The organism is Caballeronia choica (assembly GCF_001544535.1).
In the GTDB taxonomy this organism is placed as follows: domain Bacteria; phylum Pseudomonadota; class Gammaproteobacteria; order Burkholderiales; family Burkholderiaceae; genus Caballeronia; species Caballeronia choica.
On record NZ_FCON02000114.1, the window covers coordinates 1 to 25,321 of the forward strand.

19 protein-coding genes and 4 pseudogenes are annotated in these 25,321 nt (G+C 61.0%); 9 read left to right on the top strand and 14 right to left on the bottom strand.

Features of this window, described 5'->3' with window-relative positions; genetic code table 11:
• The 4 genes and pseudogenes from AWB68_RS32085 to AWB68_RS49830 all read left to right on the top strand — a co-directional run.
• Window positions 1–603: MFS transporter (locus AWB68_RS32085; RefSeq protein ID WP_143281986.1), on the top strand; the 603-nt coding region annotated here is incomplete at its 5' end.
• Between the two features lie 196 nt (window positions 604–799).
• Window positions 800–1,279: a DUF305 domain-containing protein gene (locus AWB68_RS32090; RefSeq protein ID WP_087648330.1), complete on the top strand. Its 480-nt coding sequence runs from the start codon at window positions 800–802 to the stop codon at window positions 1,277–1,279.
• Window positions 1,276–2,753 (top strand): annotated as a pseudogene (locus AWB68_RS32095) (YncE family protein). Before AWB68_RS32090 ends, AWB68_RS32095 begins: the two are co-directional and overlap by 4 nt.
• A gap of 94 nt (window positions 2,754–2,847) precedes the next feature.
• A pseudogene (locus tag AWB68_RS49830) lies at window positions 2,848–2,979 on the top strand (IS5/IS1182 family transposase); the annotation flags it as partial.
• 139 nt (window positions 2,980–3,118) lie between these two features.
• Here the strand turns inward: AWB68_RS49830 and AWB68_RS32100 are convergent.
• Both AWB68_RS32100 and AWB68_RS32105 read right to left on the bottom strand, forming a co-directional pair.
• Complete coding sequence (locus AWB68_RS32100) at window positions 3,119–3,589, bottom strand: RES family NAD+ phosphorylase (RefSeq protein WP_087648331.1); 471 nt, start codon at window positions 3,587–3,589, stop codon at window positions 3,119–3,121.
• Window positions 3,586–4,041, bottom strand: coding sequence for an Xre family toxin-antitoxin system antitoxin (locus tag AWB68_RS32105; RefSeq protein WP_087648332.1), 456 nt, complete (start codon window positions 4,039–4,041; stop codon window positions 3,586–3,588). The genes AWB68_RS32100 and AWB68_RS32105 overlap by 4 nt, the downstream gene beginning before the upstream one ends.
• A 176-nt stretch (window positions 4,042–4,217) precedes the next feature.
• Between AWB68_RS32105 and AWB68_RS52005 the strand changes: the two genes are divergently transcribed.
• Both AWB68_RS52005 and AWB68_RS32115 read left to right on the top strand, forming a co-directional pair.
• Window positions 4,218–4,496 carry a CppA family protein gene (locus tag AWB68_RS52005; RefSeq protein WP_087648333.1) on the top strand — a complete coding sequence of 93 codons (279 nt, stop codon included), beginning with the start codon at window positions 4,218–4,220 and terminating at the stop codon, window positions 4,494–4,496.
• Between the two features lie 418 nt (window positions 4,497–4,914).
• Window positions 4,915–6,696, top strand: a complete 1,782-nt coding sequence (locus tag AWB68_RS32115; protein WP_160110103.1) for a response regulator — start codon at window positions 4,915–4,917, stop codon at window positions 6,694–6,696.
• Between the two features lie 410 nt (window positions 6,697–7,106).
• Here the strand turns inward: AWB68_RS32115 and AWB68_RS32125 are convergent, their stop codons facing one another.
• From AWB68_RS32125 to AWB68_RS32170, 10 genes are all read right to left on the bottom strand, one after another.
• Window positions 7,107–10,055: a YadA-like family protein gene (locus tag AWB68_RS32125; RefSeq protein WP_087648336.1), complete on the bottom strand. Its 2,949-nt coding sequence runs from the start codon at window positions 10,053–10,055 to the stop codon at window positions 7,107–7,109.
• A 702-nt stretch (window positions 10,056–10,757) separates the two neighbouring features.
• The gene (locus AWB68_RS32130; protein ID WP_087648337.1) at window positions 10,758–11,882 is read right to left on the bottom strand and encodes a porin; all 1,125 of its coding nucleotides are present in this window, start codon (window positions 11,880–11,882) and stop codon (window positions 10,758–10,760) included.
• Window positions 11,883–12,059: 177 nt separating this feature from the next.
• Window positions 12,060–12,707: a 3,4-dihydroxy-2-butanone-4-phosphate synthase gene (ribB, locus tag AWB68_RS32135; RefSeq protein ID WP_200828854.1), complete on the bottom strand. Its 648-nt coding sequence runs from the start codon at window positions 12,705–12,707 to the stop codon at window positions 12,060–12,062.
• 144 nt (window positions 12,708–12,851) lie between these two features.
• Complete coding sequence (locus AWB68_RS32140; RefSeq protein ID WP_087648347.1) at window positions 12,852–13,265, bottom strand: GFA family protein; 414 nt, start codon at window positions 13,263–13,265, stop codon at window positions 12,852–12,854.
• An 87-nt stretch (window positions 13,266–13,352) separates the two neighbouring features.
• On the bottom strand, window positions 13,353–14,978 hold the full coding sequence (locus AWB68_RS32145; RefSeq protein ID WP_087648339.1) for a 3-(methylthio)propionyl-CoA ligase: 1,626 nt from the start codon (window positions 14,976–14,978) through the stop codon (window positions 13,353–13,355).
• Window positions 14,979–15,016: 38 nt separating this feature from the next.
• Window positions 15,017–16,444 (bottom strand): aldehyde dehydrogenase family protein, encoded by a 1,428-nt coding sequence (locus tag AWB68_RS32150; protein ID WP_087648340.1) that lies wholly within the window; start codon window positions 16,442–16,444, stop codon window positions 15,017–15,019.
• 132 nt (window positions 16,445–16,576) lie between these two features.
• Complete coding sequence (locus AWB68_RS32155) at window positions 16,577–18,025, bottom strand: spinster family MFS transporter (protein WP_160110104.1); 1,449 nt, start codon at window positions 18,023–18,025, stop codon at window positions 16,577–16,579.
• A 142-nt stretch (window positions 18,026–18,167) separates the two neighbouring features.
• Window positions 18,168–19,178, bottom strand: coding sequence for a flavin reductase (locus AWB68_RS32160; RefSeq protein WP_087648342.1), 1,011 nt, complete (start codon window positions 19,176–19,178; stop codon window positions 18,168–18,170).
• 87 nt (window positions 19,179–19,265) lie between these two features.
• Complete coding sequence (locus AWB68_RS32165) at window positions 19,266–20,330, bottom strand: LLM class flavin-dependent oxidoreductase (protein ID WP_087648343.1); 1,065 nt, start codon at window positions 20,328–20,330, stop codon at window positions 19,266–19,268.
• Between the two features lie 555 nt (window positions 20,331–20,885).
• A complete protein-coding gene (locus tag AWB68_RS32170; RefSeq protein ID WP_087648344.1) occupies window positions 20,886–21,803 on the bottom strand; it encodes a LysR family transcriptional regulator in 918 nt (305 codons plus the stop codon).
• 245 nt (window positions 21,804–22,048) lie between these two features.
• Here AWB68_RS32170 and AWB68_RS32175 point away from each other — a divergent pair.
• The 3 genes and pseudogenes from AWB68_RS32175 (at window position 22,049) to phaZ (ending at window position 24,056) form a co-directional block, all read left to right on the top strand.
• A pseudogene (locus AWB68_RS32175) lies at window positions 22,049–22,427 on the top strand (MaoC/PaaZ C-terminal domain-containing protein).
• Window positions 22,428–22,739: 312 nt separating this feature from the next.
• A complete protein-coding gene (locus tag AWB68_RS32180) occupies window positions 22,740–23,162 on the top strand; it encodes a phasin family protein (RefSeq protein WP_087648345.1) in 423 nt (140 codons plus the stop codon).
• Window positions 23,163–23,229: 67 nt separating this feature from the next.
• Window positions 23,230–24,056 (top strand): annotated as a pseudogene (gene phaZ / locus AWB68_RS32185) (poly(3-hydroxyalkanoate) depolymerase).
• Window positions 24,057–24,154: 98 nt separating this feature from the next.
• Here phaZ and AWB68_RS32190 read toward each other — a convergent pair.
• A complete protein-coding gene (locus tag AWB68_RS32190) occupies window positions 24,155–24,649 on the bottom strand; it encodes a DDE-type integrase/transposase/recombinase (protein ID WP_160110105.1) in 495 nt (164 codons plus the stop codon).
• A 128-nt stretch (window positions 24,650–24,777) separates the two neighbouring features.
• Window positions 24,778–25,321: MFS transporter (locus tag AWB68_RS48425; RefSeq protein WP_510183576.1), on the bottom strand; the 544-nt coding region annotated here is incomplete at its 5' end.

Sequence of the window (25,321 nt, forward strand, 5' to 3'; positions counted from 1 at the left end):
AGCCTGAGCGAAATCTTTCGTCCGCCGTATCGCTCGCGCACGCTAATGCTGTCTGTCTTCCACGTGTTCCAGACGGTGGGGCTCTACGGCTTCTCGAACTGGGTCCCGACTTTCCTGATGCATCAGGGTCTCGAAGTGACTGCGAGCCTCGCATACACGCTCGGCATTACGCTGGTCATGCCGTGCGGGCCGCTGATCGCGATGTGGTACGGCGATCGCGTCGAGCGCAAATGGCAGATCGTCGGATCGGCACTGCTGGTGGCCGTCGCCGGGCTGTGTTTTGCGCAATCGCGCACACCCGGCCTGACCGTGCTGACCGGCGCGTTGGTGACGCTCGGTGCGACAACGCTGTCGTACAACTTCCACGCATATCAGTCGGAACTCTATCCGACGCGAGTGCGGGCGCGTGCGATCGGCTTCGTCTATGCGTGGAGCCGGATGTCCGGAATCTTCAGCGGCTTTCTGATCGCCTACGCGCTGCGTGGCGGCGGTGTGTCGGCAGCGCTCCTGCTGATTGCCGCGTGCATGGGCATCGATGCGCTGGTTATCGGCGTGCTGGGACCGGCGACGCGCGGGCGATCGCTCGAGTCGATTTCACAGTAGGCTTTGAAGGATGCCCGCTTGCACGGTGCCGAAGGTCGTGTGCGTCTGGGCGCGCTGCCTGGCGATTGTCTAGCGTCGTCGCAACCTTCACACTGCATCAAAAGCTGGCCCGAAACATCGCATGCGATGCGTTGGTACTGGAAAAAAGACCGCCGCCATGCGATGCCCGTCCGGTTTGCGTTCAGGAGTTTCGCCCATGCGTTCCTTTCTTCGCCCGCTCACACGCTCGTCGTTTGTACTCGTTGCCCTCGCGGCGACAGTGGGCACATCTGCTGTCGCGTTTGCCGCCAGCCCCGCCGGCACGAGTGCCGAAGAGGCACCCTTCCTCTCGGAAAACGACAAGGCGATGACGAAGATGATGGGCGACATGTCCATAACGCCGACAGGCGACGTCGATCGGGACTTTGTGGCGATGATGGCCCCGCACCATCAAGGAGCAATCGACATGGCGCAGGCCGAGCTGCGCTATGGACACAACGAACAGCTGCGCCGCATCGCCCAGGAAATCGTGGTCGAGCAGCAGCAGGAAATCGTCGCAATGCGGCTCGCGCTGGGTCAGACGCTGCCGGCGCCCGCCCCCGCACCGGACCACCCGACGCCCGCATCCACGCCCGCGCCGGCACGTTCGATGTCCCATGACAACTCTCACATGACCATGAAAAAGGCGCCTCAATGAAACCCACCTCCATCGCTGTCACGGCCCTCGCGGTCGTCGCCCTCACCGCTGCGCAATCTGTCCCGGCTGGCCAGGCGCCAGGTTTGCTGTCCGATCCGGACATCCCGGTCAGCCACCATGATCGCGTGTATGCGGCCGAGCAGTTCTCCAACACGGTCTCCGTGATCGATCCCGCGGACAACCATCTGGTCGGTGTCATTCGGCTCGGTGATCCGGCGCCGCCAACTTCAGCCCGCTGTATCGCGGCCAGGTGCTCGTGCACGGCATGGGCTTCTCGCCGGACCATCGAACGCTCGCTGTGGTGTCGATCGGCTCCAATTCCGTCACGTTCATCGACACGCAGACAAACGCGATCAAACACGTCAGTTACGTCGGCCGGTCTCCGCACGAGGCGTTCTTCACGCCGGACGGCAAGGAGGTCTGGGTGACCGTGCGTGGCGAAAACTATGTCGATGTCCTCGACGGCAAGACTTTCGAAGAAAAGACCCGCATTACCGTTCCCTCCGGCCCGGGCATGCAGATCTTTTCTCCGGACGGCAAGTATGGATATGTGTGTTCGTCGTTCAATCCGGAGATCGAGGTGATCTCGGTGTCCGACCACCAGATTGTCGGCAAGGTCATGCAGGCAAGCCCGTTCTGCCCTGACCTTGCGGCGACGCCGGACGGCAAGCAGATCTGGTTCACGCTGAAGGACGTGGGCCGGACCCAGGTGTTCGATGCGCGTCCGCCCTTTGCGTTGCTAAAGACGATCGACACCGGTCCGATCACCAATCACGTCAACATCGTGCACAACGCGAATGGCACGTTTGCCTACGTGACCGTCGGCGGCCTGAATCAGGTGAAGGTGTTCCGGACCGAGGACTTCTCGCAAGTCGCAACGATTCCGGTCGGCAACCTGCCGCATGGCATCTGGCCATCGGGCGACGGCAGCCGCGTTTATGTAGGCCTCGAGAACGCCGACGCGATGACTGTGATCGATACGCTGACCAACAAGGTCGTCGCCAACGTGCCGATCGGGCAGGCGCCGCAAGCAGTGACCTATGTGCCGAACGCCGTGCCGGAGGGCGACGGCACGCAGAACACGCAACCGCTCGGGCTGGCGGGGCAGACCACCCATCTCGCGCTGATGTCCGTTGGCAGCGCCAAACCGGCGGGCGCCGCGAGCGCCCCTACCACCGTCACGCTTTTCGATCAGGGGCTGGTGCAGGTTCTCCAGGCTGCCGTCACTGGGCTGCAGCCCAAGCAGTCCTATGTGCTGGGCTTCTCGGACAAACCCGATGGCAGCGGCGACGTGGAGCGGCTCGCCAACTTTATGACGAATCCGGCCGGCGCTGCGATTGTCAATGCGCTGGGCCAGATTCGTCAGGTCGTTGCACCGGGGGTAAGCACGGAGCGCGACAGGCGTCGTTACCTCGTGATCGCGCCGCAGGTAGCGGGTAAGGCTGGCGCGGTGGTCCAGGTGCAGGCGCTTTGAAACGAGCTAATCTTTTATGCGAAGTCCTCCGGAGAGCGACTTTGAACGTTCTAGATCGGAGTCTATAGAGAAGGCAGAGCCAGATAAAACAGCAATCGCCGGCGATGGCAGCCGAGCAAGGCGCGGCTTCGAAACCCACCGCAAACGCACGCGGCGCGGTGAGTTTCTCGATACGAACGCGATTGTGCCGTGGGCCGAGTTGTGCGCGGTGGTCGAGCCGCATTACTGAAGCGGCAATGTGGCGCCGCGAGGTTTGTATGCCGCCGCCCGAGTAAGAAGCCATGGAGGCCTGCCCGCAACTGCCACTACTGTCATCCCTCACTGCCGACATATCGGCGCGAGTATCGTTTCGGGATGCAATCAGGCTATGGCCGCGTGAGCAGACGCAGGATACGCGGGTCATTACGCACTTCGATGACCATGTCGATCTTGATATCGACGACGTCGTCGTGTGATGGGTTCAGGATGTAGTTATACGCGAAGGGCATCACTGCACTGGGCGCCTTGAGAAGCGCGGTGGTACCCCCTTCGAGCCATTCGCTGCCGGACGCCTGCGTCCATGATGGGTTTTCGCGCCAGTCTTCAGGAAGCGTGCCCTCCGCCAACTCGGCAATCAAGATTCGTTCGTTCACGTCCACTCGCAACAAGCTGTAGGTGTCGGGCAGATCTGCGGTCGAACGGATCTCCAGATGAACGAGCGCCTCCAGAAGCGCACCTGCGGGATGTTCGGCCAGATAAACGACTGGCCGTCCTGCGAAGTGCCAGTGGCCGGGGGCCCGCAGCCCGCCTATTCCTTTCAGATCGGCGTAGTTACTGATCCTCCACAGCAGCATCAGGCGAAGTACCCTTCGTCGATCTGGACGAGCGCGTCCTCGACCAAGCGGGCACCATGCTCCGTTCCCGCCATCTCAAGTGCGCTGCGACCGGCGAAGCGGTTTTGTGAGTTCCGCAACCAAATCATCGCCTTGTCGCCGCTCCCAAATGCAGCGGTTGCCTGCGCCACAATTCTGGCCAGGCGAATCGCTCGGTCGGACTCTTCGGTCGAGAGGCGCTCATGCTGCTGCCGACGGTGCGTCAGCGTGCGGCGAGGGATGATGAAGGCCAGTTCGTCCGCCTTGAGGCCTTGCGCACTCAGCCGATCAATTACGTCGACGTCGACCCGTTCGTGCGCCAAATCGGCGAGGTCAGCATCACCGCGGATGCGCGTGGCCAATAGTTGCTCGAGCAGGACGAATTCCGCGCGGCGCGGATCGTCCGGACCGGTCGGTGTGAAAGCGATGGTTCTCATAACGGCGGCTCCGTCTCGGCAAAATGCCCACCCATTATAGGCGTTTTGCCGAGATAAGGACAACCACGCTGGCAGGTGGAAATGATCTGTGCCGCCAACAATACCTTCTCTTGAAAACGCCACGGAGACTGTATATAGTAACAGTACTGTTTTTTTATACAGTAACGGAGGCTTCGATGGAGCATCTGGTACAAGTGCGCAACGAACGCGATCGTGCGACCCTCGCCTGGTTGCGGCGTCACGTTGGCGATACGACGCTGGCCGCCGCGGCACACGCGTGCGGTGGTGCGTCCAAGCCCTACCTGTCTCGAGTATGCCGACGCCTCGGCGTCATGCCACCTGACTTCGCAGCATCCCACGCTTGTGCGCCGAGTGCGATCGGCGAAACTGCGCTCGCAGGGATTCGACAGTTGTTAGCCGTTCGAACGATCTCGTCTTTGTCCGCGCGTCGATAGCGACCGCGCAGCACTTTAGGGTCGCGCGGTATTCGCTGGGGCGCAACGCCGCAACTGCCTGCTTACAGTGCGACGACTCGCAATGGCCATGCAGGCCGAAGATTCTCGCCAAGAGTGTCCGCCTGGAGACGTATTGGGTCGTGAGTTTCACAAGCGGGGCATTCGGCCTCAAGTGCAAAGCTTGAACTGAAACACCATCTTTGCCTCAAGAACCCAAACGGCTTCGATGCGGGGTGCTTGTTGTTGCTCGCAGGAAGTTGTCTCGCCTTGCCCCAGTCCAGAGGACGCAGTCCTCGGGCGGCGTTCCTCGATTGCAGAATATCTGTGTCAAAATCCCCTGATTGAGCCTCGCCTACTTTCCTACCGCTCTCGTCGTGACCCCAGAACCGGCGGGCCCCAACGCGCACGGAGGTGTGTGATGTACCGGATCTTGCTGGCGGAAGAGCAACCTGCAACTCGCGAGGCGGTTCGAGCGCGGCTCGAGAAAGCGGGATACGAGGTCGTCCAGGAGGTGAATGACGGACCGACTGCGCTGCGGCGCACCTTGGATCTCAAGCCTGATTTGCTGGTCCTGTCGTTGAGGCTGCCACGCTTAGGTGGTCTGGAAGTGCTCCGGCGGATGCGTCAGCACGGTACGAAAACCAAGTCCCTCGTCATGACCTCCGCGGACAGTCAACATGTCGTCGGCATGTGCATGCAGGCGGGCGCGTCGGGCTTTGTCAGCAAGACCGACGACCTGTCGGAAATTACTCTTGCCGTTCAGGCGATATCCCGAAACCACACGTTCTTTCCCGGGCTGCAGACGGCGCACGGCAAATCCGACCCGCGCATGCTGACCGAGGCCGAGCAGATAGCGAGTTTGTCCGCGCGCGAAGTGACTGTTCTGAGCTATCTTGCTGATGGCTACGCCAACCGCGACATCTGCCAAGCGTTGTCGTTGAATTCGCGCACTATTAGCACCTACAAGACGCGCCTCTTTCGAAAGCTGAACATCGCGAGCGTGGTTGAGCTGGCCGAAGTGGCCAAACGAAATCATATTTTGGGTCGAGGGGTCACTGGAGAAGAGCGCCGGGGCGAGCTCGCATGGCCCCTCGCCGACGATGGATACAAGGTTTTGCGAAGTGTTCTCGACGCCATTCCGAGCGCACTCTCCATCCGCGACCCGACGGGAAAGCTTCTATTTGCAAACAAGTTTCTCCTAGGTCGGTACGAGAAAGAAGAGCGTGAACTCATAGGCACCGCGCTCACTGAAGTCGAGGGGCTCGATTCCCGGCAGGCTACAAAACTTCAAACGAACTATATTGCCGCTGTGCAGCGGGCCGTCCCCTTCAACGCGGAGTTGGTAGTCAGGTTCAAGGGCGAGCGCCATGCGTTACTTTGCTGGGGTAGCCCGCTTTTCGATGCCACCGGTGTTTTAAAGGCGATGGTTTGTGGGGTCCAGAATGTGCAGGCTCAGGAACTGACATTCCTGCAGTTGCGTGCCGCCAAGGAACAAGCGGAGGCCTCAAGTACGGCCAAGAGCTTGCTTCTGGTTGAGCACGCGGAGAGTTTTCGCAATCAGATTGAGCTGCTTTCACGGGCGCTCTCGCCCATAGCTGAGGGCGAGATGCGAGCTGCCGCCCTTCGACGCGCAGCACAAGAGGCCCTCGCCGCGACCGAGGCACTACGCAGCCAGCTCGACAACCTTCAGGCGCTCATCGCGAGCAGCAACTCCGCGACCCAGACTGTCCGTGAACCGTGCAATCTCGTCGACATTCTGAAGGAAGTCATTGCTGCGTTAGAGGCCCGATACGCGAGCCAAGAGGCCCGCATCACATTCGACGATAGCCTGGCCGACGCCGCCGATGTTTGGTTGGACCCTCGGCGATTCAGACAAGTCACATCAAGCTTGCTCTCTCAGCGCCTCGTCAACACCAAAAAGCCGGTTCTTGCGGTCTCGCTTCGCACGGAAGCCCGTAGCCGCGCGCTGGTTTTCGTGGAAATCGACTGGAAAGACGCGTCGGGCCGTCGTCCGCCGCGAAAGCCAAGTTCGGCTACGTACGGCATGCAAGTCGGAGCGGCATTGGCTGAGTCGCTGGGTGCGGAGTTCATCCTTATGTCGCAGGCTCCCGTGCACCTTCTCCTGCGCTTCACGGTACCGCGGGCGGTCGCGGCGCGACATGACGACTTGGACCGATACACTACTGCCCCGTGCGAATGACACGGCCCGCAGTGCGGGCCGTGTGTCTTTAAGAGGAGTCGGCGGACTTGCGACGGCGGCTTCGGCCAGCGAGCTACTATATCGTTTTTCCGGGCTCCAGGTAGCCCCCGGTCGCCTCGTTGTAGCGCTTCATATAGTCATCCATCAACATCCATATGGGCCGCCCAATCTTGCGGTAATCCGATTCGTTCAGGTTCGCAAGGGAGATGCCCCGGGAGCGATGCTCGTTTCGAAACCGAGTCGCGGCAAGAACACGACTCGCCCCTCCTTGGCGTTGGAAGAGCAATGCAGATGGTTTCGTGTTGCCCGCCAACCATTTCACGAACTCGGGCGCGTAGGCGCGCTCGCCGATAATTGAGGTCGAAAAAAGCCTTCAAGAGAAGGCTTTTTCTATTCGATGGCTTTTCGTGTTAGAAGTGCATCCCGGCACCCACTCCAACACCGTAGTTTCCGCGAGTGTTTGCAGACGCACTACCCTTGAAGACCCACCGCCCGTCACCGGTCATTGCGGAGAGGCCTACTGCGACCGCAGACTCGCCGTCAAAGGTTGCCCCGCCTACGGAGGCCATACCAGCACCATACCTTACTGCCTGGGGCAGTTGAGCCATCGCCATTGCGGCCGCCGTTCCAGCGCTCGCGTCTCTACGGACTGTATTCACTTTGCGGTCGGTGTAGGCCATCGAATTCTGCATGGCCCTATTCATCTGCTGGTCCGTGTAGGCGCTCGCATCGGATGCCGTCTGCGCGATGGTGCTCGCGTGGACCGAGAGCCCGTTGTTCAATAGCGTGAGGTCCTGGGTCAGCGAGTAGATTTGACCACCGTTGACCGCATCGGAGCTTCCCGCCGCGATGACGCCGTCTCCCACACCAGTCACCGTGCGGTTGCCGTCAGCGCCCTTCATATTGACCGTGCTGCCGCCCTTGTCCGCCGCAACCGAAATGTTGCCGGTCGTTGCGTCTTGTTTGACGAGCCCAATTTGCCCGTTCTGTATCTGCCCGGTGACGTTCGCCACCGACGATTCGATGGTGGTCACACGACCGTCGAGGTTCGAAATCGCTCCGCCGACGTTGTTGTAAGTCTTGCCGCCAGCCGTGTAGGAAGGCGCGGAGACCGTGCCGTCACTGTTCACAGTCGAGCCACCGCCAAGCGCACGAGCAACCGAGCTGCTCGTGCCGTGCAGTTGATTGCCGTTGATGGCGAACTGGCTGCCCGGGGAAACGGTGCCGTTTGCGACTCCGTGCAGCTGCCGCGCACCTGCCGTGCCGCTAAAGTCCACTGCGGTTCCATCCGTGCTCTTGCCGACGGTGAGATTGCGGCTGACCGCGTCCTGCTGGGTCAGGCCAATGTTGCCGCTCGTGATGCTGGTGTTCAGGCTGGCAATGTCGGACGTGTTGCGGTCAACCCTCGTATTCGTTGCATGCAACTGTGACCCATTTACTGCGTCCTTGCTGGTGTCCGAAACCTCGCCGTTAGCGACATTCGTCACCCGCACAGCCCCCGTTGCAGACGGGCCGCCCAACGTGAGGTTGTCTCGGACGGCAGAGTCGTACATGACCGCGTTGCCTACGTCGCCCTTCAGACCGTCGATGGCGTTAGAGTTTGCCGAGACTCGGCCGTCGAGGTTGGTCACGGCGCTGCCAACGTTGTTGTGGGCTACGCCGCCGGCGGTGTACGAGGGCGCCGAGACTGTGCCGTCACTGTCGACCGCGGAGCCGCCGCCGAGCGCCTGAGCGACCGATTTGCTAGTGCCATGGAGCTGGCTGCCATTCACTGCGGTCAGGCTGCCGGCCGCGACCGTGCCGTCCTTTACGCCGCCGAGTTGGCGCGCGCCGCTGGTGCCGCTGAGGTCCACGACATCGCCGTCCGTGTTCTTCCCAATCGTAATCGTCCGGTCGGTGCTGTTTTGCTGGAGCAGGCCGATGTTTCCGGTTGCGATACTGCCGCTCAGGCTCGAGATGGCAGCGGTGTTGCTGTCCACCCTCGTGTTAGTCGCATGAAGCTGAGACCCGTTTACCGCATCGGTGCTGCCCTTGGAGACGCGACCGTCGGCCACATTTTTGAGCTGGACAGCTTTGGTCGCGCCAGCGCCGCCGAGCGTCACGCTCGTGTGCGCTGCCGCATCGTAGGTCACTGCACCGGCCATCTTGCCGTTGAGCGTGGCGATGTCTTTTGAGTGCGTGTCGACGCGCTCGTTCACGCTCGATACGCCGCCTTCGACACCCGCCATGCGCGTTCCGAGACCATCGATGTTCGAGGCATTCGTAGCAACCTGGGTACGCGTCGCGTTCAACTGGCCCATGTTCGCAGCGTCAGTGCTTACGACACCGTCACCGACGTTCTTCAACTGTACAGGTGCCGAAGCAGAAGCTCCGCCGAGCGACACGCTACTTTTTGCTGCAGAGTCATAGGCGACTGCATTGCCAACTTGGCCTTGCAATGTGACGATGTTCTGCGCGTTGGTCGTGACCCGACCATTGACGTTCGCCACACCGCTTTCGACATCGCTTACGCGTGAGGTGAGTCCATTGATGTTGGTCGTGTTGGCCGTGACCTGCGAGCGCGTGCTATTTAACTGCCCGACGTTGGCGGCGTCCGTGCTGGCGACGCCATCAGCAACGTTCTTTAGCTTCACGGCGCCGGTTGCGGAGGTCCCACCAAGCGTCACACTGCTGCGTGCGGCGGAGTCATACGTCACCGAGCTGCCGACCTGGCCCTGAAGGGTCGAAATATCCTTCGAGTTTGCAGTGATTCGGTTGTTGGCGCTGGAAGCGCCACTTTCGACGTCGCCGACGCGCTTACCCATTGCGTCGAGGCTCGTCGACATGGCCGACCGGGCTGCGTTCACTTGGCCCACGTTTGCAGCGTCGGTATTTGCAATACCATCGGCCACATTAGTGATACGACGCGTGACGCCAGCGCCGCCCACGGAAACCGTATAATTCTCTGACGCAACGCTGCCCGCGCCGAGTGCGACGCTGCTGGTGGTTTTCGCATTGGCGTTTGTGCCAATGGCGACGGAGTTCACGCCGCTGGCAGTGCTATATGCGCCGAGTGCGAGCGCCGCCTGGTTGAGCGCTTGCGCGTTGGGCCCGAAGGCTACGGCAGAGGTTCCGACCGCAGCACTTTGATAGCCGACAGCGGTAGCACGGTCGCCGAGGGCATCGGCGCCTAAGCCGAATGTCACGTTTGTAACGCCGGCTACTGCCCAGCCTCCCGAAAGCGCTACGCTTGCAGCGATGGCCAGCACGGTGCTAGCTCGGCGAAGATTGTTGCCTTTTCCGCAGCGCTTGGCAGTCTCTGCGGCCGCGACAAAAGTCCTTGTGACAGCATTCCAGACGCTACGGTAGACGGTGTTCATGACTTGCTCCTGAGGGTTGGTTCTTGTATGGGAGCAATTATGGAAATCAGAGGCTTGTCTGAATATTGGCAAATCCTGAAGTCTGCGTAGGATTGGCACTACATTTCGGTCCGACACGCGGAGGGTGACGGACCAGCGCCTAGGCTCTTAGCCACCCGAGCCCTGCTGGGTATGGCGCAGCCGTGGGGTGATAGCACTCAGTCGAGCGGGCCGATGAGGCCACGATATCCAGACGACGAAAAATGCCAAAGCAATAGCGGTCGGAATCCCATGGCGATTCGATTGGCGCGCCCGACTGATGGGCTCCAGAAGCAAGTCTGCGTTCAACCTCTGTCGCTGAAAAGCGCGGTTGGCCGGCGTTAGGGAGACGCCAAACATCACCACGCGCACAAACGCGTCGACGCTAGGTGCAACGAACGACGACGAGAACGTAAGCCCCCAACTTGAGTGGACTTGGTGCATGCATTGCTAATCTCCTTTGGCGAATCGGGTCGTGCGTGACGACCGCGCACGCACGACGTGCAAACCCTGTTAGGACGTTCTTGCGGGGAAAAAGTCGGTTGCCTTATAGGTCGCCGCGCTCCAGCCTGCGCTGGCTGCAGGCTAAACAGCGTACGTAACTTGGTGCCTCTATGTCGCGTTGGGCGACGGCTTTTAGGCGCACCACCGAAGCGCCGCCCGCGAAATGAAGTTCGCGTTCGCCTAGAACGTGTGTCGCACGCCGAACATGACAGCTGTCGTCGCTATGCCAGGCGCGACCGGTTGACCGTAGGCGATCGTCTGCGTCATCGTGCCCTTGTTGTTCACATGACCGACTTCACCGTAGACCAGTGTCGATTTGGAGAGGCTGTATTCTGCGCCTGCCGCGACCTCGGTAGATTTGTTCGCCGAGTTGTTGCTGTCCTTCAGGTAGTAGATGCCGCTCGTCACCCTGAATGCGGGTGTGAAGAGATAGCCGAGGCCTGCGGTGTACATGTCGATATCGACCTGGTTCGAACGCGCCGGATTCTTGCCCCTGGTGTACGAGGCCGATACCGAGATGTCGTGGAACGTGTAAAGCGCACCTACATAGTACAAGTGGTTATTGTCGAGGCCAGTCGGCACCGTGTTCGGCCCGGGGTTGGCATCGTGGCCGTTGTAGTAGGCGGCCGAGAGCCTCAGTCCATAGCCCGAATATTTCAATACCGCCGATTCGCGCGTGTTGCCCTGAAAGCTACCCGGGACGCCACCCGGCGCGTATTCGAACTGGCCCTTCACGCCGTAGAAGCTCGGCGATTCATACACGATCGCGTTGCTGTCGTACAGCGCGCCGAGCGGGCCGTTGGTACTCGTGCCGGCCCAGCCCGCCGCCTGGTTCATGCCGAGCCACGAGGTCAGGATGCTGCCGAACCACCGGCCACTGCGCACATCGGTTTCGCCCATCGCGATCGCTATCGGCGCGATCTGGCGGCCCGCGTTGACCGACCCGAACGGGCCGGACACGCCCACGCTCGCGATCTGGTTGAAGAGGCCCGTGACCCCCGGAGTATCGGTGATGCCGGCCTTGCCGGTGCCGGTATCAAAGGTGCCTTGAAGCTTGAAGTTCACGCGATAGCCGCCGCCAATGTCTTCGGTGCCGGTTATGCCCCAGTTGCTCGAATTGATGCCCGCATCCTTGAAGCGATACAGCTTGCCGAGATTCTTCGACGCCGGACTGAACGACGCCGCCGACGTGCTCTGGTACATCAGCCCCGCATCCACCACGCCGTACAGCGTCACCGATGATTGTGCCTGTGCTGCGCCGCCAATTGCAGCGATTGTGGTCGCAGCCGCCCATTTCAACTTCATTTTGTCTCCTGCTCTAGATTGTGTTGTTAAACCCGTAACGACCTGCATGCTCGCCGCGCGCACGACCATTCGCACGCCCAGGGGCGCGGCGAATAGTCTTGAAGCAGATTGCGCAGCTTGTTTTTCGATTGGGCGCGCAAGGCGCCTTGCTCCGGCGAAATGGCTTTTGCTGCAGTCTCAGGCAGGCACGGCTTCGCACACGGCCGTCGCCACGGCGTGCGCACGCTTGCGGTATGCGATCAGGTCCCGGATCGTGACGATCGGCAAGCTGTGCAGGCGTGCGAAATCGATCAGTTGAGGCAGCCGTGCCATGCTGCCGTCATCGTTGACGATTTCCGCAAGCACCCCGCCCTCGGAGAGGCCCGCGAGGCGACACAGGTCCACCGTCGCTTCGGTATGCCCCGGGCGACGCAGCACGCCACCGGGCACCGCACGTAGCGGGAACAGGTGGCCGGGTCTGTTGAAGTCGCCGGCGTGGGCCTGCGGGTCGACCAGCGCGCGGATCGTGATGGCACGGTCGGCCGCCGAAATGCCCATGGTCGTGCCGTGTTTGTAATCCACTGTCACGGTGAAGGCGGTTTGCATCGAATCGTTGCCGCGCGGGACCATCATCGGAATCCGCAACGCGTCGAGCCGCTCGCCGGGCAACGCCACGCACAGCACGCCGCTCGTCCAGCGAACCATAAAGGCGACCGCTTCTGGTGTCGCTAGTTCCGCGGCCATAATGAGGTCGCCTTCGTTTTCGCGATCCTCGTCGTCCACCACTACGACCAGCGAGCCGCGCCGAATGGCCGACAGCGCGTCCTCGATTTGATCGATCGACATATCTTGCTCTACTACCATGACTTGGATTCCTGATTAAATAGATCTGGCGCCTCTAGTCACGCGGCGGGGGCACCGGTTTTTCGTCGTTAGCGCCGCCCGCGAAAAGGGCTGACAGCGCCTTCGCATCTCGTCGGTGCTGCTGCGTTATGCCTCGGGATTGTGCTCGAAGCAAACGGTTCCTTCGGCAACTGGTACCCAGGGTTGCGCCGAGCAACGCCACATATGCACCTGCGGCCGCACCCACGACGGATCATCGAGCGTGCCCGCCTTGAGCACAGCAACACCGGGATTTGCGTCCAGCTCGGTGTACACCGGCGAACCACAATGGCTGCAGAAATGGCGTTTCACGCTCAAGCCGCTTTCGCCTACGTCGTTGAACGTCGCGAGGGTCGACGCCGTTACATTAAAACCTGCAGCTGGCACCACCACATTGGTCGAAAAGGCGCTTCCAGACTGCTTTTGACAGTGGGTGCAATGGCAAACCGCGCTCATCAGAGGCGCTTGCGTGGTCTCGTAACGAACGTTGCCGCACAAGCAGCCGCCCTTAATCTCATTCATGTTTTCTTCCTCGTCCAATTGATGGGCTGGCCTCGTGCCAGCCTCGTGTCGCAGCCGCCTCGTTGCACGTCCGCGCAAAGAGCCGCATCAGGCCGGGCAGTCCAGCATGTCTGCGTACTGGTGCCGCAATTCCATTTTCTGCACCTTACCGGTCGCGCCGAGCGGCAGCGCGTCGAGGAAAATCACCTCGTCCGGCAGCCACCACTTCGCGACCTTGTCCGCGAGGTAAGCGAGAATCTCCGCCTTGTCCACGGTCTGCCCTGGCTTGGTTACGATGAACATCACTGGCCGCTCATCCCACTTCGGGTGTCTAAGGCCGATCACCGCCGCCATCAGCACGGCAGGATGTCCAACGGCCGCGTTCTCCAGGTCGATCGAACTGATCCATTCGCCGCCCGATTTGATAACGTCCTTCACCCGATCGGTGATGTGCATGTAGCCGTCGGCGTCGATGGTGGCGATGTCGCCGGTCGGGAACCAGCCGTCGCGCAACGCGGGCTTCTCGCCTTTGAAGTACGCGGCAGCAATCCACGGCCCGCGAACCACCAGTTCGCCGATGGCCTTGCCATCGCGCGGCTGTTCGTTGCCATCGGCATCGATGGTCCGCATCTCGACGCCGAACACCGCCCGGCCCTGCTTAGCGCGTTGCGCGCATTGTTGCTCGACAGTCAGGTTCGCATGCTTGGGCAGCAGGCTTCCCTGTGTGCCAACCGGACTCGTCTCCGTCATCCCCCATGCGTGCCGGACCTCGACACCGAACTTTTGCGTCCACGTGCGAATCAGCGCTTCCGGCATCGCCGCGCCGCCGACCACGGTGCGGTTCATTGTCGAGAGCGAGAGATCGTGCTGCTCCATGTGCTGTGTGAGTCCGAGCCAGATTGTCGGCACGCCGGCGCTACACGTCACCCGTTCGCCCTCGATCAATTCATACAGGCTCGCACCGTCGAGCTTCGGACCCGGCAGTACCAGCTTGCAGCCATTCATCGCCGCCGCGTAGGGAAGGCCCCATGCGTTGACATGGAACATCGGCACCACCGGGAGCAGGCAGTCGTGCGCAGAGAGCGAGAGCGTGTCGGGCAGGCTGACCGCGAACGTGTGGAGAATCGTCGAGCGGTGCGAGTAGAGCACCCCCTTCGGGTTGCCCGTCGTGCCCGACGTATAACAGAGCGTGCTGGCCGTGCGCTCGTCGAACTCCGGCCAGACGAAGTCACCCGCGCATGCCGCCAGCAGGTTCTCGTAGCAGACCAGGTTAGGGATGCGAGAGTCCTTCGGCATGTCTTGCCCGCCGCCCAGCAGTACGTACTGGCGGATCATCGGGCAATGCGCCGCAATGGATTCCACAAGGGGCAGGAAGGTCGTGTCGAAAAGCAGCACTTCGTCTTCCGCGTGGTTGAGGATATAGGCGAGCTGCTCCGGATGCAGGCGCGGATTGCACGTGTGCAGGACCGCACCGCTGCCCGACACGCCGAAATACGCTTCCAGGTGCCGGTGGTTGTTCCACGCGAGCGACGCGACGCGGCCGCCATGCGTCACGCCGAGCTGCGCGAGCGCGCAAGCCAGTTGCCGCGATCGTTTCGCGGCCTCAAGAAACGTGTATCGGTGCAGCGCGCCGCTCGTCTCGCGCGATACGATTTCAGTACTTCCGAACTGGCGCTCGGCGTGCTCGAGCAGCGACGAAACCAGCAGGGGACGGTCCATCATTGATCCAAACATGACATCATCCTTTTTGTTGCGACCTTGGCAGACCGGAATCACTGAACCGGTAACTGCACGGCCTTGTATTCGAGGTATTCCTCGAGGCCGTACTTGCCGAACTCGCGGCCGTTGCCCGACTGCTTGTAGCCGCCGAACGGTGCAAGCAGGTTGAACGGCGCGCCGTTGATATCCACCTGGCCCGTGCGCAGGCGACGCGCGACGCGCTTCGCACGCTCGACGTCGGCCGACCACACGGCACCGCTGAGACCGTAGATCGAGTCGTTGGCAATGCGAACGGCATCTTCTTCGTCTTCGTAACCCAGGATGCTCAGCACCGGGCCAAAGATTTCCTCCCGCGCAATGGTCATCTGCGGAGTGACATTAGCGAATACGGTCGGCTTGACGAAAAAGCCGCGCTCCAGCCCGGCAGGGGCGTCGGGCCCTCCCACCACGAGTTCGGCGCCTTCTTCCAGGCCCTTGCGGATGTAGTCCTGCACGCGCTGCTGCTGCACAGCCGAAATGACCGGGCCAATCTGGTTCTGCTCGTCGAACGGATTGCCCACTTTCATGCCGCCGACTACTTGCGCGGCGATCCGTTTGACTTCCTCCATGCGCGCTTTGGGCACCAGCATGCGTGTATGGGCGAAACAGGTCTGGCCGTTGTTCAGATAGCACGCCTGGATCGCTCCAGGGACTGCGGTCGCGAAGTCGGCGTCGTCGAGGACGAGCGCAGCGGATTTTCCGCCCAGTTCAAGCGCGACACGCTTGATCGTCCGCGAACCCAATTCGCTGACCCGGCGCCCCGCTCCGGTCGAACCCGTGAACGACACCATGTCGACTTCCGGATGCGACACGAGGGCCTCGCCGACCACCGGACCATAGCCCGGCACGAGATTGAAGACGCCCGGCGGAAGACCGGCTTCATCGATCACTTCGGCGAGCAGATACGCCGTGAGCGGCGCGACTTCGGAGGGCTTGAGCACGACGGTGCAGCCCGCGGCCAGCGCCGGCGCTACCTTGGCCGCGATTAGCGTGAGCGGGTAATTCCACGGCGTGATGCACGCCACCACGCCAATGGGCTCGCGCTGCACCTCGGAATTCCCCACCGTTTCGCTGAAGTCATACGTGCCGAGCAACTGCGCCGCCACGCCAAAGTGCGCAACCGCCGCACCCGTCTGCGCGAATTGCGACCAGGCGATCGGCGTGCCGACTTCCGCGCTGATCAGTTGCGCGACTTCGGCGCCGCGCGCTTCGAGCCCTTGCGCGATCTTCGCGAGCCATTCCGAGCGCTGCTGCGGGCTCGTGCCCGACCAACCGTCGAAGGCGGTGCGCGCGGCGCGCACGGCGTGCTCGGCATCGGTTGCGTTGCCGAGCGGCACCCGTCCGATAACGTCTTCCGTAGAGGCGTTGGTCACATCGGCATACTCGCGGCCATGCGGCTCGATCCATTTGCCATTGACGTAAATCTGTTCGTAAATTTTCATCGTTCTTACTCCTCGATTAATTCGGTTATCGAAATATCGATTTTTGAGCGCACAAGGCCCTTGCGCGAAATTCGCCGCGCGCTTGCCTCATGACGTGAATGGGTTTACTGCTTCAGTACTGACCGAGAAGCGTCAGTGGGCTACCGCGCTGGCCTTCGCGGCCGCCGGCTCGGCCGGGGCAAGCGGCGCAGCGCGCCAGTCGGCCGCGTGCTTCAGCGTGTCGCGGTATGGCCCGTAGCCGATTCGAAAAAGGACCGTGGCGACAGCGCCGCACGCGAGGCAGACAATCCCGATCGAATGTCCGACCGCGCTCGGATCGCGAAACACGTAGTCCGTCAGCACACCTATCGCGACCGGACCACAGCCCGCGCCCAGCAAGCTCAGAATTCCTGTATAGAGCGCCGCGAACTGGCCGCGCATGGGGCTTGGCGCGATTTCCTGGATTGCCAGCGGCCCGGCCCCAAACAGGAAGAATGAGAAGCAGGACGCCAACGCCATGAAGACGAGCGCCAGATTCGCGCTCGGCATGCTGACCATGCCGAGCGTCGACACGACAATGCCAATGCTTCCCACCACAGCCACTCGCAGGTATCCGTGTGCAATACCACGCCGCGTCCAGACGCTGCCGAGCCAGCCGCCCAGCATCGCCCCGAGGGGACCGATCACAGCCAGCAGCAAGCCCAGTACCTTGCCGATTTGCGGATACATCCAGCCGAATTCACGCACGAAATACGTTGGCGCCCAGGACGACCAGCCGTAGACACACGTATAGAAAAAGCCTGCGCCAATCATGAGCGAGACCATCGCGGTGCGGTTCTCAGCAATGTAGCGCTTGACGAGGGCGACGGAGACAGTCTCGATCGATCGCTCAGTGCCGTTGCCGCCCGAGTCGACTTCCAAAGCGCGGCGCGCATTTCTCGGTTCCGGTACAGCCAACATCAACAGGGCGACGAAGAGGCCCGGCAGACCGAGGACCATGAAGGTAGCCTGCCACGGGTGGAGTGCACCGACCCAGGGCAGCACGGGAGGGGTAGTGGAAAATATGCCCAGGATCAACCCGCCGGCGATCAGCCCCGCGCCCGAGCCAAATGATCCGCTCGCACCGAATATGCTCATGGGACGACCACGCTGGCCGGCTGGGAACAAGTCGGCGATGAGCGACACCGCACCCGGAATCAGAACAGCCTCGCCCACCGCCACGCCGACGCGGGCGAGCAGCAGATGCCAGTACTCCGTCGCGAGCCCTCCGGCTGCGGTGGCGAGACTCCACAGGGCGATACCTACCGCAATGATCAAACGCCGGTCGCCACGATCAATGACGCGGGCAATCGGCAGCCCCATCAGTGCATAAAAGGCCGCGAAGGTGAAACCATGCAGCGTACCCATCAGCGTGTCGTTAACATGTAACGTTTGCTGAATCGGGCCCACCAGCAGCGTGAGGATCTGCCGGTCCATGATGGAAAAAACGTAGGCGACCAGCAAAACGCTGACTGCATACCATGAACGTCCCGCGCTGACGTCCGCTACTTCCTGCCTGCCGGCACGTTCGGCCCGGCTCGCTTGAATATCTTCTGCTCTCATGCTTGTCTCCCCCTTCACTGAATCGCCTGATTTTTTTATTGGCGATCGGTCGGGTATGGGTTGGGTATCAGTTTCGCAACTGTCCGGTCGCGTGTCTGAACGCGACTGATGACGAGTTTGTCCTGGCTGGGGTTGCGGCCCGTCACGCCGCGTCGGACGAAGCGCGGTCATGCCAGAGATTGTTCCCCCGCCAGAAGTGATCCTTCTGCCAATGATCAGGCAGCGTCGCTGCCGTCGACCGGATGACGCGCTTGAGCAGCAGCGTCATGACCTGCGCCTCGCGGTAGTCGAGGTCACGTTCCGCATCGCTCTCTGCCGCCTTGGCGATGGCCAGCAACTCGATCGCATAGCGCCGGCCAGCTTCGGTAAAGCGCACCACGGTCTCGCCACCGTCGCCCGCCTCCAGCGCAACAAGTTCGCGCTCGACGAGCTTGTTAATATCGTCATCCGACACTTGCGACCCGGATATCGATACGAGTTGATCGAGTTCCGCAATCGTTCTTCCGTCGCCCATGCTCAGTACGGTCAGAATGTTGTAGTCGATGTCGCGCAAGCCGTTGCTGCTCAAGTTCTGCCTGACCGGCATCAGCAGTTGATAATAGGCGCGAGCCAGCAAAAAGCCGAGCCAGCCGTTACCGAAGCTTGAACTCGCGTCGGCGATGTCCTCGGCCTTTTTCATCACCAAACCGTAATTCCCTCCGTGAAAAACCAGCGGCGGCTGTTCGAAGCTGTCGAAGTTCATGACTTCTCCAACGAAGATGACGTGGTCGCCTCCTTCATACCGATGAACCACACGGCATTCGAACCGTGCCGAGCAGCCATCGAGCAACGGAACGCCGCCGTGACCTCGCGCGAGCGTGCAGCCCGCGAACTTGTCGGTGCCGCTTTTCGCAAACCGGTTCGAAATACCTTCCTGGTCGGAGGCCAGAATGTGCACCGCGAAATGCCCGGTGGCCGCAAAAACCGGTAGGCTGGAAGATTTCTTTCCCAGGCTCCAGAGCACCATGGGCGGGTCCATCGAAACGGAGTTGAAGCTGTTCGCCGTCAATCCATAGTCTTTTCCGTCTTCACCCTTGGTGGTGACGATCGTAACGCCCGTGGTGAACGAGCCCAGGGCCTTGCGAAATTGCTTGGCATCAATTGCCGTAGTCATGTCTGTCTCCGTCTTCATGCCCCGGCCTATTCATTGTTTTGATCGTGCCGACCAGGGCTGTAATGTCTTGCTTCGATGTGTGTCCTGTTACCGCATCAGCAGCGGCATGACCAAACGTCCGAAGCGCTCGGCCTCTTCGTGGTGTGGGTAACCGGACAGGCAGAATCCGCTGCAACCCGCGTCGACGAACTCCATGAGCTGCGCGGCCACCTGCTGCGGATTGCCGACCACCGCGACACCCGCGCCGGGACGGACCTCGGTGATGCCCGTCCACAGGTGGGGCGTCATCTTACTGCCGGCCGTCTGCGACAATTCCCGCTGACGCTGGTTGGCGACCGAATTCATGTTCGAGCTCAGGTTGGTGGCCTGGTCCTTCCATCCTTGTGCGCCTGCCACCAGCTGATGCGCTGCTTCCCATGCTTCGCCTTCAGTTTCGCGGCAAACGATCTGCAAACGCATGGCGAAACGCAGCTCGTTTTCACGACCGTACTTGGCAGCACGGGCACGCATCTCTTTGACCTGCTCGGCAATGCGCTCCGGATAGTCGCCCCAGAACAGATGGACTGCCGAGTGACGGGCAGAAATCTCAGCGGCCTGCTCCGAACCGCCACCGAGGAAGATTGGCGGGTGGGGTTGCTGCACGGCTTTCGGAATAATCAGCGGCTTGTTGACCTGGTAGTACTTGCCGGAAAATTCGACCTGCTCCTCCGACAGCAGCTTCTTGATGATGACGACTTCCTCTTCGAGTTGCTCGTAACGCGCCTCTTTCGAACCCAGTTGCCCCTCGGCGATAGCGTCTTTTTCGCTAAGCCCGGCAATCAGGTTGATGTAGATGCGCCCGTTCGACAACTGATCGAAGGAGGAAATCATCTTGGCCTGCGCGACCGGATGGATGAAGCCCGGCTTGACTGCGACGAGAGCCTTGATCTTCGAGGTGCGGCTGACGACAAACGACGCCGCAACCCATGCATCCCAACAGTAAGGGGTGACCGGGACCAGCATGTAGTCGAAACCGGCATTTTCGGCGGCCCGCGTGACGCGCTCGAAGTGCTCCATCGACTGAGGGAAGGCCTTGGCCGGGTCGCCGAATGCGCTCGTATCGCCGAGTGTGGGGCAGAACCAGCCCATCGAAAGGTTCGCTGTATTGCTCATGTCTGTCTCCTTGGTGTGCGTTCTCAATGCCTACATATCACCAGCCTCGCGACCATAAGTAAAATGAAGTGTTCTTATTGATGGTATGCGCGCGGTTAATACGCTAGCTTCGGCAAGGAGCCGCGCAAGGCGTCCGGTGTGCGAGCACGGGAAAACACGGGTGTATCGAAGGCGACGCGGAGCGTGGACGCAGGCCGCCATCAGCGGCGCGCTTACGCAGCAGGTGGGGCAGTAAAGGAAGCACGGCTTGCGGGCCGCCGCGCGGTGTTTTTTTTGGGGGAAAGCGGCGTCTAGAGCGTTACTCAGTCCTGCGACGTGACCCCGGGCCCTGCGCGATCAGGAATTTACTAGCCTGCCTGCGGGCAAGCCAAACGCGCCGCTGGCCACCGAAGCAGGATCTCGCACAGTTCAAACGCTGGGCGACCCGCGAGCAACCGCATTTTGCGGGTCGTCGAGCTTGCACGATGGCATCGTGGATGCCCCTGCAGGCGCTTGTGAGCATCTGCGGCGTCAACAACGGGCGTCGGGAAGCCTCGTCGTACAAACGAAGCGCCTTCAGGCCAGGGACACCATTGACCGGACCTGATCCAGGAACCACGCGTGCGCCGGGTCCCCGTCGAATCGCTTATGCCATGACATGATCAGCGGCGATGTGCCGAAAGCAATGGGTGGCTCATGCACGCTCATCTCGAACAGTTCCCCAAATGTGCTGGCCATGCGACTAGGGACGTTGCAGATGTAGCCGGTCCTGGCGGCAACCATCGGCATGGCCATGAAATTCTGCACCACCGCACCGATCTGCCGCTGCAACCCGCGTTGCGCAAGCGTCTGATCAACAATCGATCCCTGTCGATCCGGTAACCGAATCACCACATGAGGTCGTTTCAGGTAAAGGGCGAGAGGAAACCGGGGCTTGCTTAGGTTTTCCCGCTTCCAGATCAGGGTGGCCAGGTTGATCTCCGTGAGCGTCTCGTTGTGAACTCCCAATTCCTTGAGTGGCTGGCCGCCGATGACCACATCGAGATCGCCCGATTCCAGGCGCTGGTACGCGAACCCTTCCTCCGGGACAGGGCCCAGCCGGATCACGATGCCAGGAGCCTGCTGCCGGATATGCTCGACCAACTGAGGCATGATCGAAAACTCCACCAGGTCGCCTGCCGCGATATTGAATTCTCGTTGAGCCAGCGAGGGAACGAAGGTCTCCTGATCTCGAAGTGCCTGGTGGATCTTTTCGAGCGCTTCCCTAACCGGGCCGATCAGTGCCTCGCTGCGCGAAGTCGGCACGAGTCCGCCTTTCGCGTTCACGAACAATTCGTCGCCCATTGCATCACGCAAGCGTCGCAGCGCATGGCTGACTGCCGGCTGCGTCAATGCCAGCCGATCGCTCGCTCGCGTCACGCTTCGCGTGTCCCAGAGCGTCATGAAGACCGCAAGCAGGTTGAGGTCGAATGACTTGATATTAACGTTGTGCATAGTGCCAATAATAATACTTCATTTCACTTATCCGTCAGGGCCTGTTCACATGTCGCCATAAATAACAAAGTTGGAGACGAAGCGTGAGAAGTACCGCATCCCTCACAAAGAGCGCTGTCGATCCTCGCAGGATGGATTGCAGGAATCATCGACGCGATCAAGCGAACGAGCACCGGGCGGATGAGCAAGCCACTCGTTCGGCCGATAGCCAGGCGGGTAAGGCCGCAGGCCTTCCGGGATACCTCGTGGCAACCCCCGCCGACTTTGTCGGCCGCGAATTGGGCGTATCGGACTGGATCGTCATCGATCAAGCGCGCGTCTCGCGAGAGCCCGTACGACGGCACCATCGCTCACGGGTACCTGACGCTCTCGCTGCTCGCGGCCCTCGCGATCGAGGTGGGGCTCATTCCCGTGGATGCCAAAGCCGGTTCGAACTGTGGACTCGACAAGGTGCGTTCCGTCGCGCCGGTGAAAACCGGAGTGCGAGTCCGCAACCGTGTGGTGTTGCTGGCCGCTGACGACAAGGGCGACGGTCGCGTACTCCTGAAGACCGAAAACAGGCTCGAAATCGAAGGCGAAGCGAGACCCGCGCTGATTGCGGTAGCGGCCACATTCAGAGCCTGATCAATCCGCCCGGCAATCCGAAGGCGAAGTTCTACCTCAATCCCGAACTGCCGGCGCGTCCCGACGACTGGCTGGCCGGCGCACAAACGGCGCCGGGTTTCCTGGTGGGACCACCGGCGACGATGGTTCGCTACGCGCTCGGGCAAAAAGCACGCCGCACCCCGGACGTTTGGCAACGAGCGGCACGCGGCGGCGAGAGCGCCCGCGGCACTTATGTCACGCAAGCGTGGGCCCGGGTACGACTCCTGTGAGCGCGTACCCCCACTATTCAAAAAAAGGATTTCTTAACGCAGTTTTTCTGGAGACTTGATGATGGAATCGACCAATACCAAGAGCACTTTTGCCGAGTACACCAAGATGCTTACGCAGTTCAAACTACCCGGCATTGACGTGGCCCCCGTGCTGGAATCGCGACGCAAGGATATCGGGGCGCTCGTCGCTGCCAACACCACGGCGCTCGCGGGTATACAGGCGCTCGGTCAGAAGCAAGTTGAAATCCTGCACACGGCGATGACCGAACTGCAATCGCTCGTCACGCGAAGTGCGACCTCGGAAAGCAAGCCTGCGGCTGGCAAGAGCGAACAGGTCCAGAGCACTTTGCACTGGGCCATGACGAACATCCAGGAAATCATCGGAACGGCCTACAAGACGCAATCCGACACATTTGCCATCGTTAGCAAGCGCGTGGCCGAGAACGTCGAGGAACTGAAGGCACTCGTTCACTCGACGAAGTAAGGTGAATCCGTTGCCAATTGCCGACCAATCTCCCTGCGTCGAGGAAACCCGGGTGACACAAATACAAATAAACACTAACCCTGAGGCTTTCAGCGGCTTAAACATCCAGACGGTGGATGTGGACGGTCAGTTGCTGCGCGTCGGCATTTGGCACGGCAGGGACACGTCCCCGCCGCTTGTCATCTTCAACGGTATTGGCGCCAATCTGGAGTTGGTCGAGCCGTCGCGGCCGCCCTCGGGGATGTGGAAGTCATCGTGTTCGACATCCCCGGTGTCGGTGGCTCGCCCGCACCGGTTGTGCCATACCGTTTCTCGACACTTTCGGTGATGGCCGACAAACTCCTGTCGCTACTCGGCTATGACGGGCAAGTCGACGTCCTGGGTGTCTCGTGGGGCGGAGCGCTCGCGCAGCAGTTCGCGCATCTTTATCCTGATCGCTGCCGCAGGCTGATCCTCGCCGCCACGTCGCCTGGCGTGATCATGGTTCCCGGCAACCTTTCCGTGCTTACCAAGTTGATCGGGCCACGTCGCTATACGGACGCGCAGTACCTTCAAAAAATCGGTGCCAATATTTACGGGGGCGCTTTCCGGCATGACCCCGCTCTGATGGAGGAGCACAGCCGCCATATCCAGCCACCACGAGGTCGCCGGTATGTCTATCAACTGCTGGCTGCGTGGGGCTGGACGAGCCTCCTCTGGCTCGGAGGGCTGCGTCAGCCAACCCTGGTCATGCACGGAAGCGACGACCCGATCGTTCCCTTGATCAACGCCAAGATCCTGGCCGCGCGGATTCCCAACGCAAAGCTCCATGTGATCGACGACGGGCATCTGTTCCTCGTCGAGCGGGCGAAAGATGTGGCTCCCGTGGCGCGCAGATTTCTCCGGAAAGAGTAGGTTCAAAAGTTACACGCCTATGCCGGACCATGCGAGGCGCGCCGGGCCTTGTCAACTTATCATGGTGAAAACGGCGCGACCACAGCGGAGACGCTCGTTCAGAAGCCGTTCGACGGAGCTTGGGTTACTTCGGTGAATTCGCAACACCCCGCGAACCTTGCTGCAAGCTGTTTGCGATGCAGTGAAGCGCGCAGCAGATGCCGCTTAAGCGCGAAGTGTTGCCGGATGAGTCCGAAGCTCGGCAGGAATGCCTGCGTGCGTTTCGGATCACGAAAGCCGCGCATACGACGCTCGCATTCGCGTGTCGATTGCTGACTGTTTTCAGCTCGGTTGTTCAGTTGGGCTGCCGCTTTGACAAACACGTGCTTCCCGCCCGCCACCGCTGAAATCGCAGCCTTGGCCGCCGGATTGCTACGCAGCTGATCGCTGATGATTTTTGCGCGGCCGCGGGCTCGAGCGCAGCACCCGCTTGAAGAAGCGTTCGGCAGCGGCATTGTCGCGCCGCTTTTGCGCTTTTGCAGCAGGATGTCGAGTTCGGCGCCGTGCTCGTCCACTGCGCGCCATAGCAGGCAAGGCTCGCCGCGCAATCCCACGAACATCTCATTGGCGCAACTGATAACGCCGGCGGGAAAACGATGACCACGATACAGCGATTCGATTTCTTCATCGCGTCATTTGGGCGAGCCCACGAGCAACCTGACAACGCCCTTCAAGGGACGATCTATTGCGTTATGAAAGGTCGCAGGCGTTCCAATCGGCTCTGCGTGTGGGCAAGACGGAATCGACTGCTTTCCGGATTGATAAGCAGCAATCCAGCACCTCCCGCAGAGATCAAAACGCTAGCAGCAAGTATGTAGCCGTGACCGTACCCAACCGCCGGCGTCTTAGCAACTTGAATTATCCAACCCGTAACTGCTGGCGCGATTAATCCGGCTAGCGTCGCGATGGAATTATTAATTGCGAGAAGGGCGCCTCGCTGTGTCACAGGAGTAATTTCACCGATAATGGCTGGCCCAATGCAGAAGGCGATATGAGGCAGGGCGGAGCCGATTGCAAGGAATATGATTTTCCCTACCGGATCCAGATTCGACATTATCGCGACGAGAATGGCCAGTCCACCCACTGTAATGAAACCGCTCATGATCCCAGCGCGAGCGGCGCGCGATGTCGCCCCACGTTTCAGCAACTTTTGTGACAGCGCTGCTCCGGCGATCTGCAGTGGAATTGAGGTGGCGATGATCGCGGATACCAGCCAACCGGCGTTT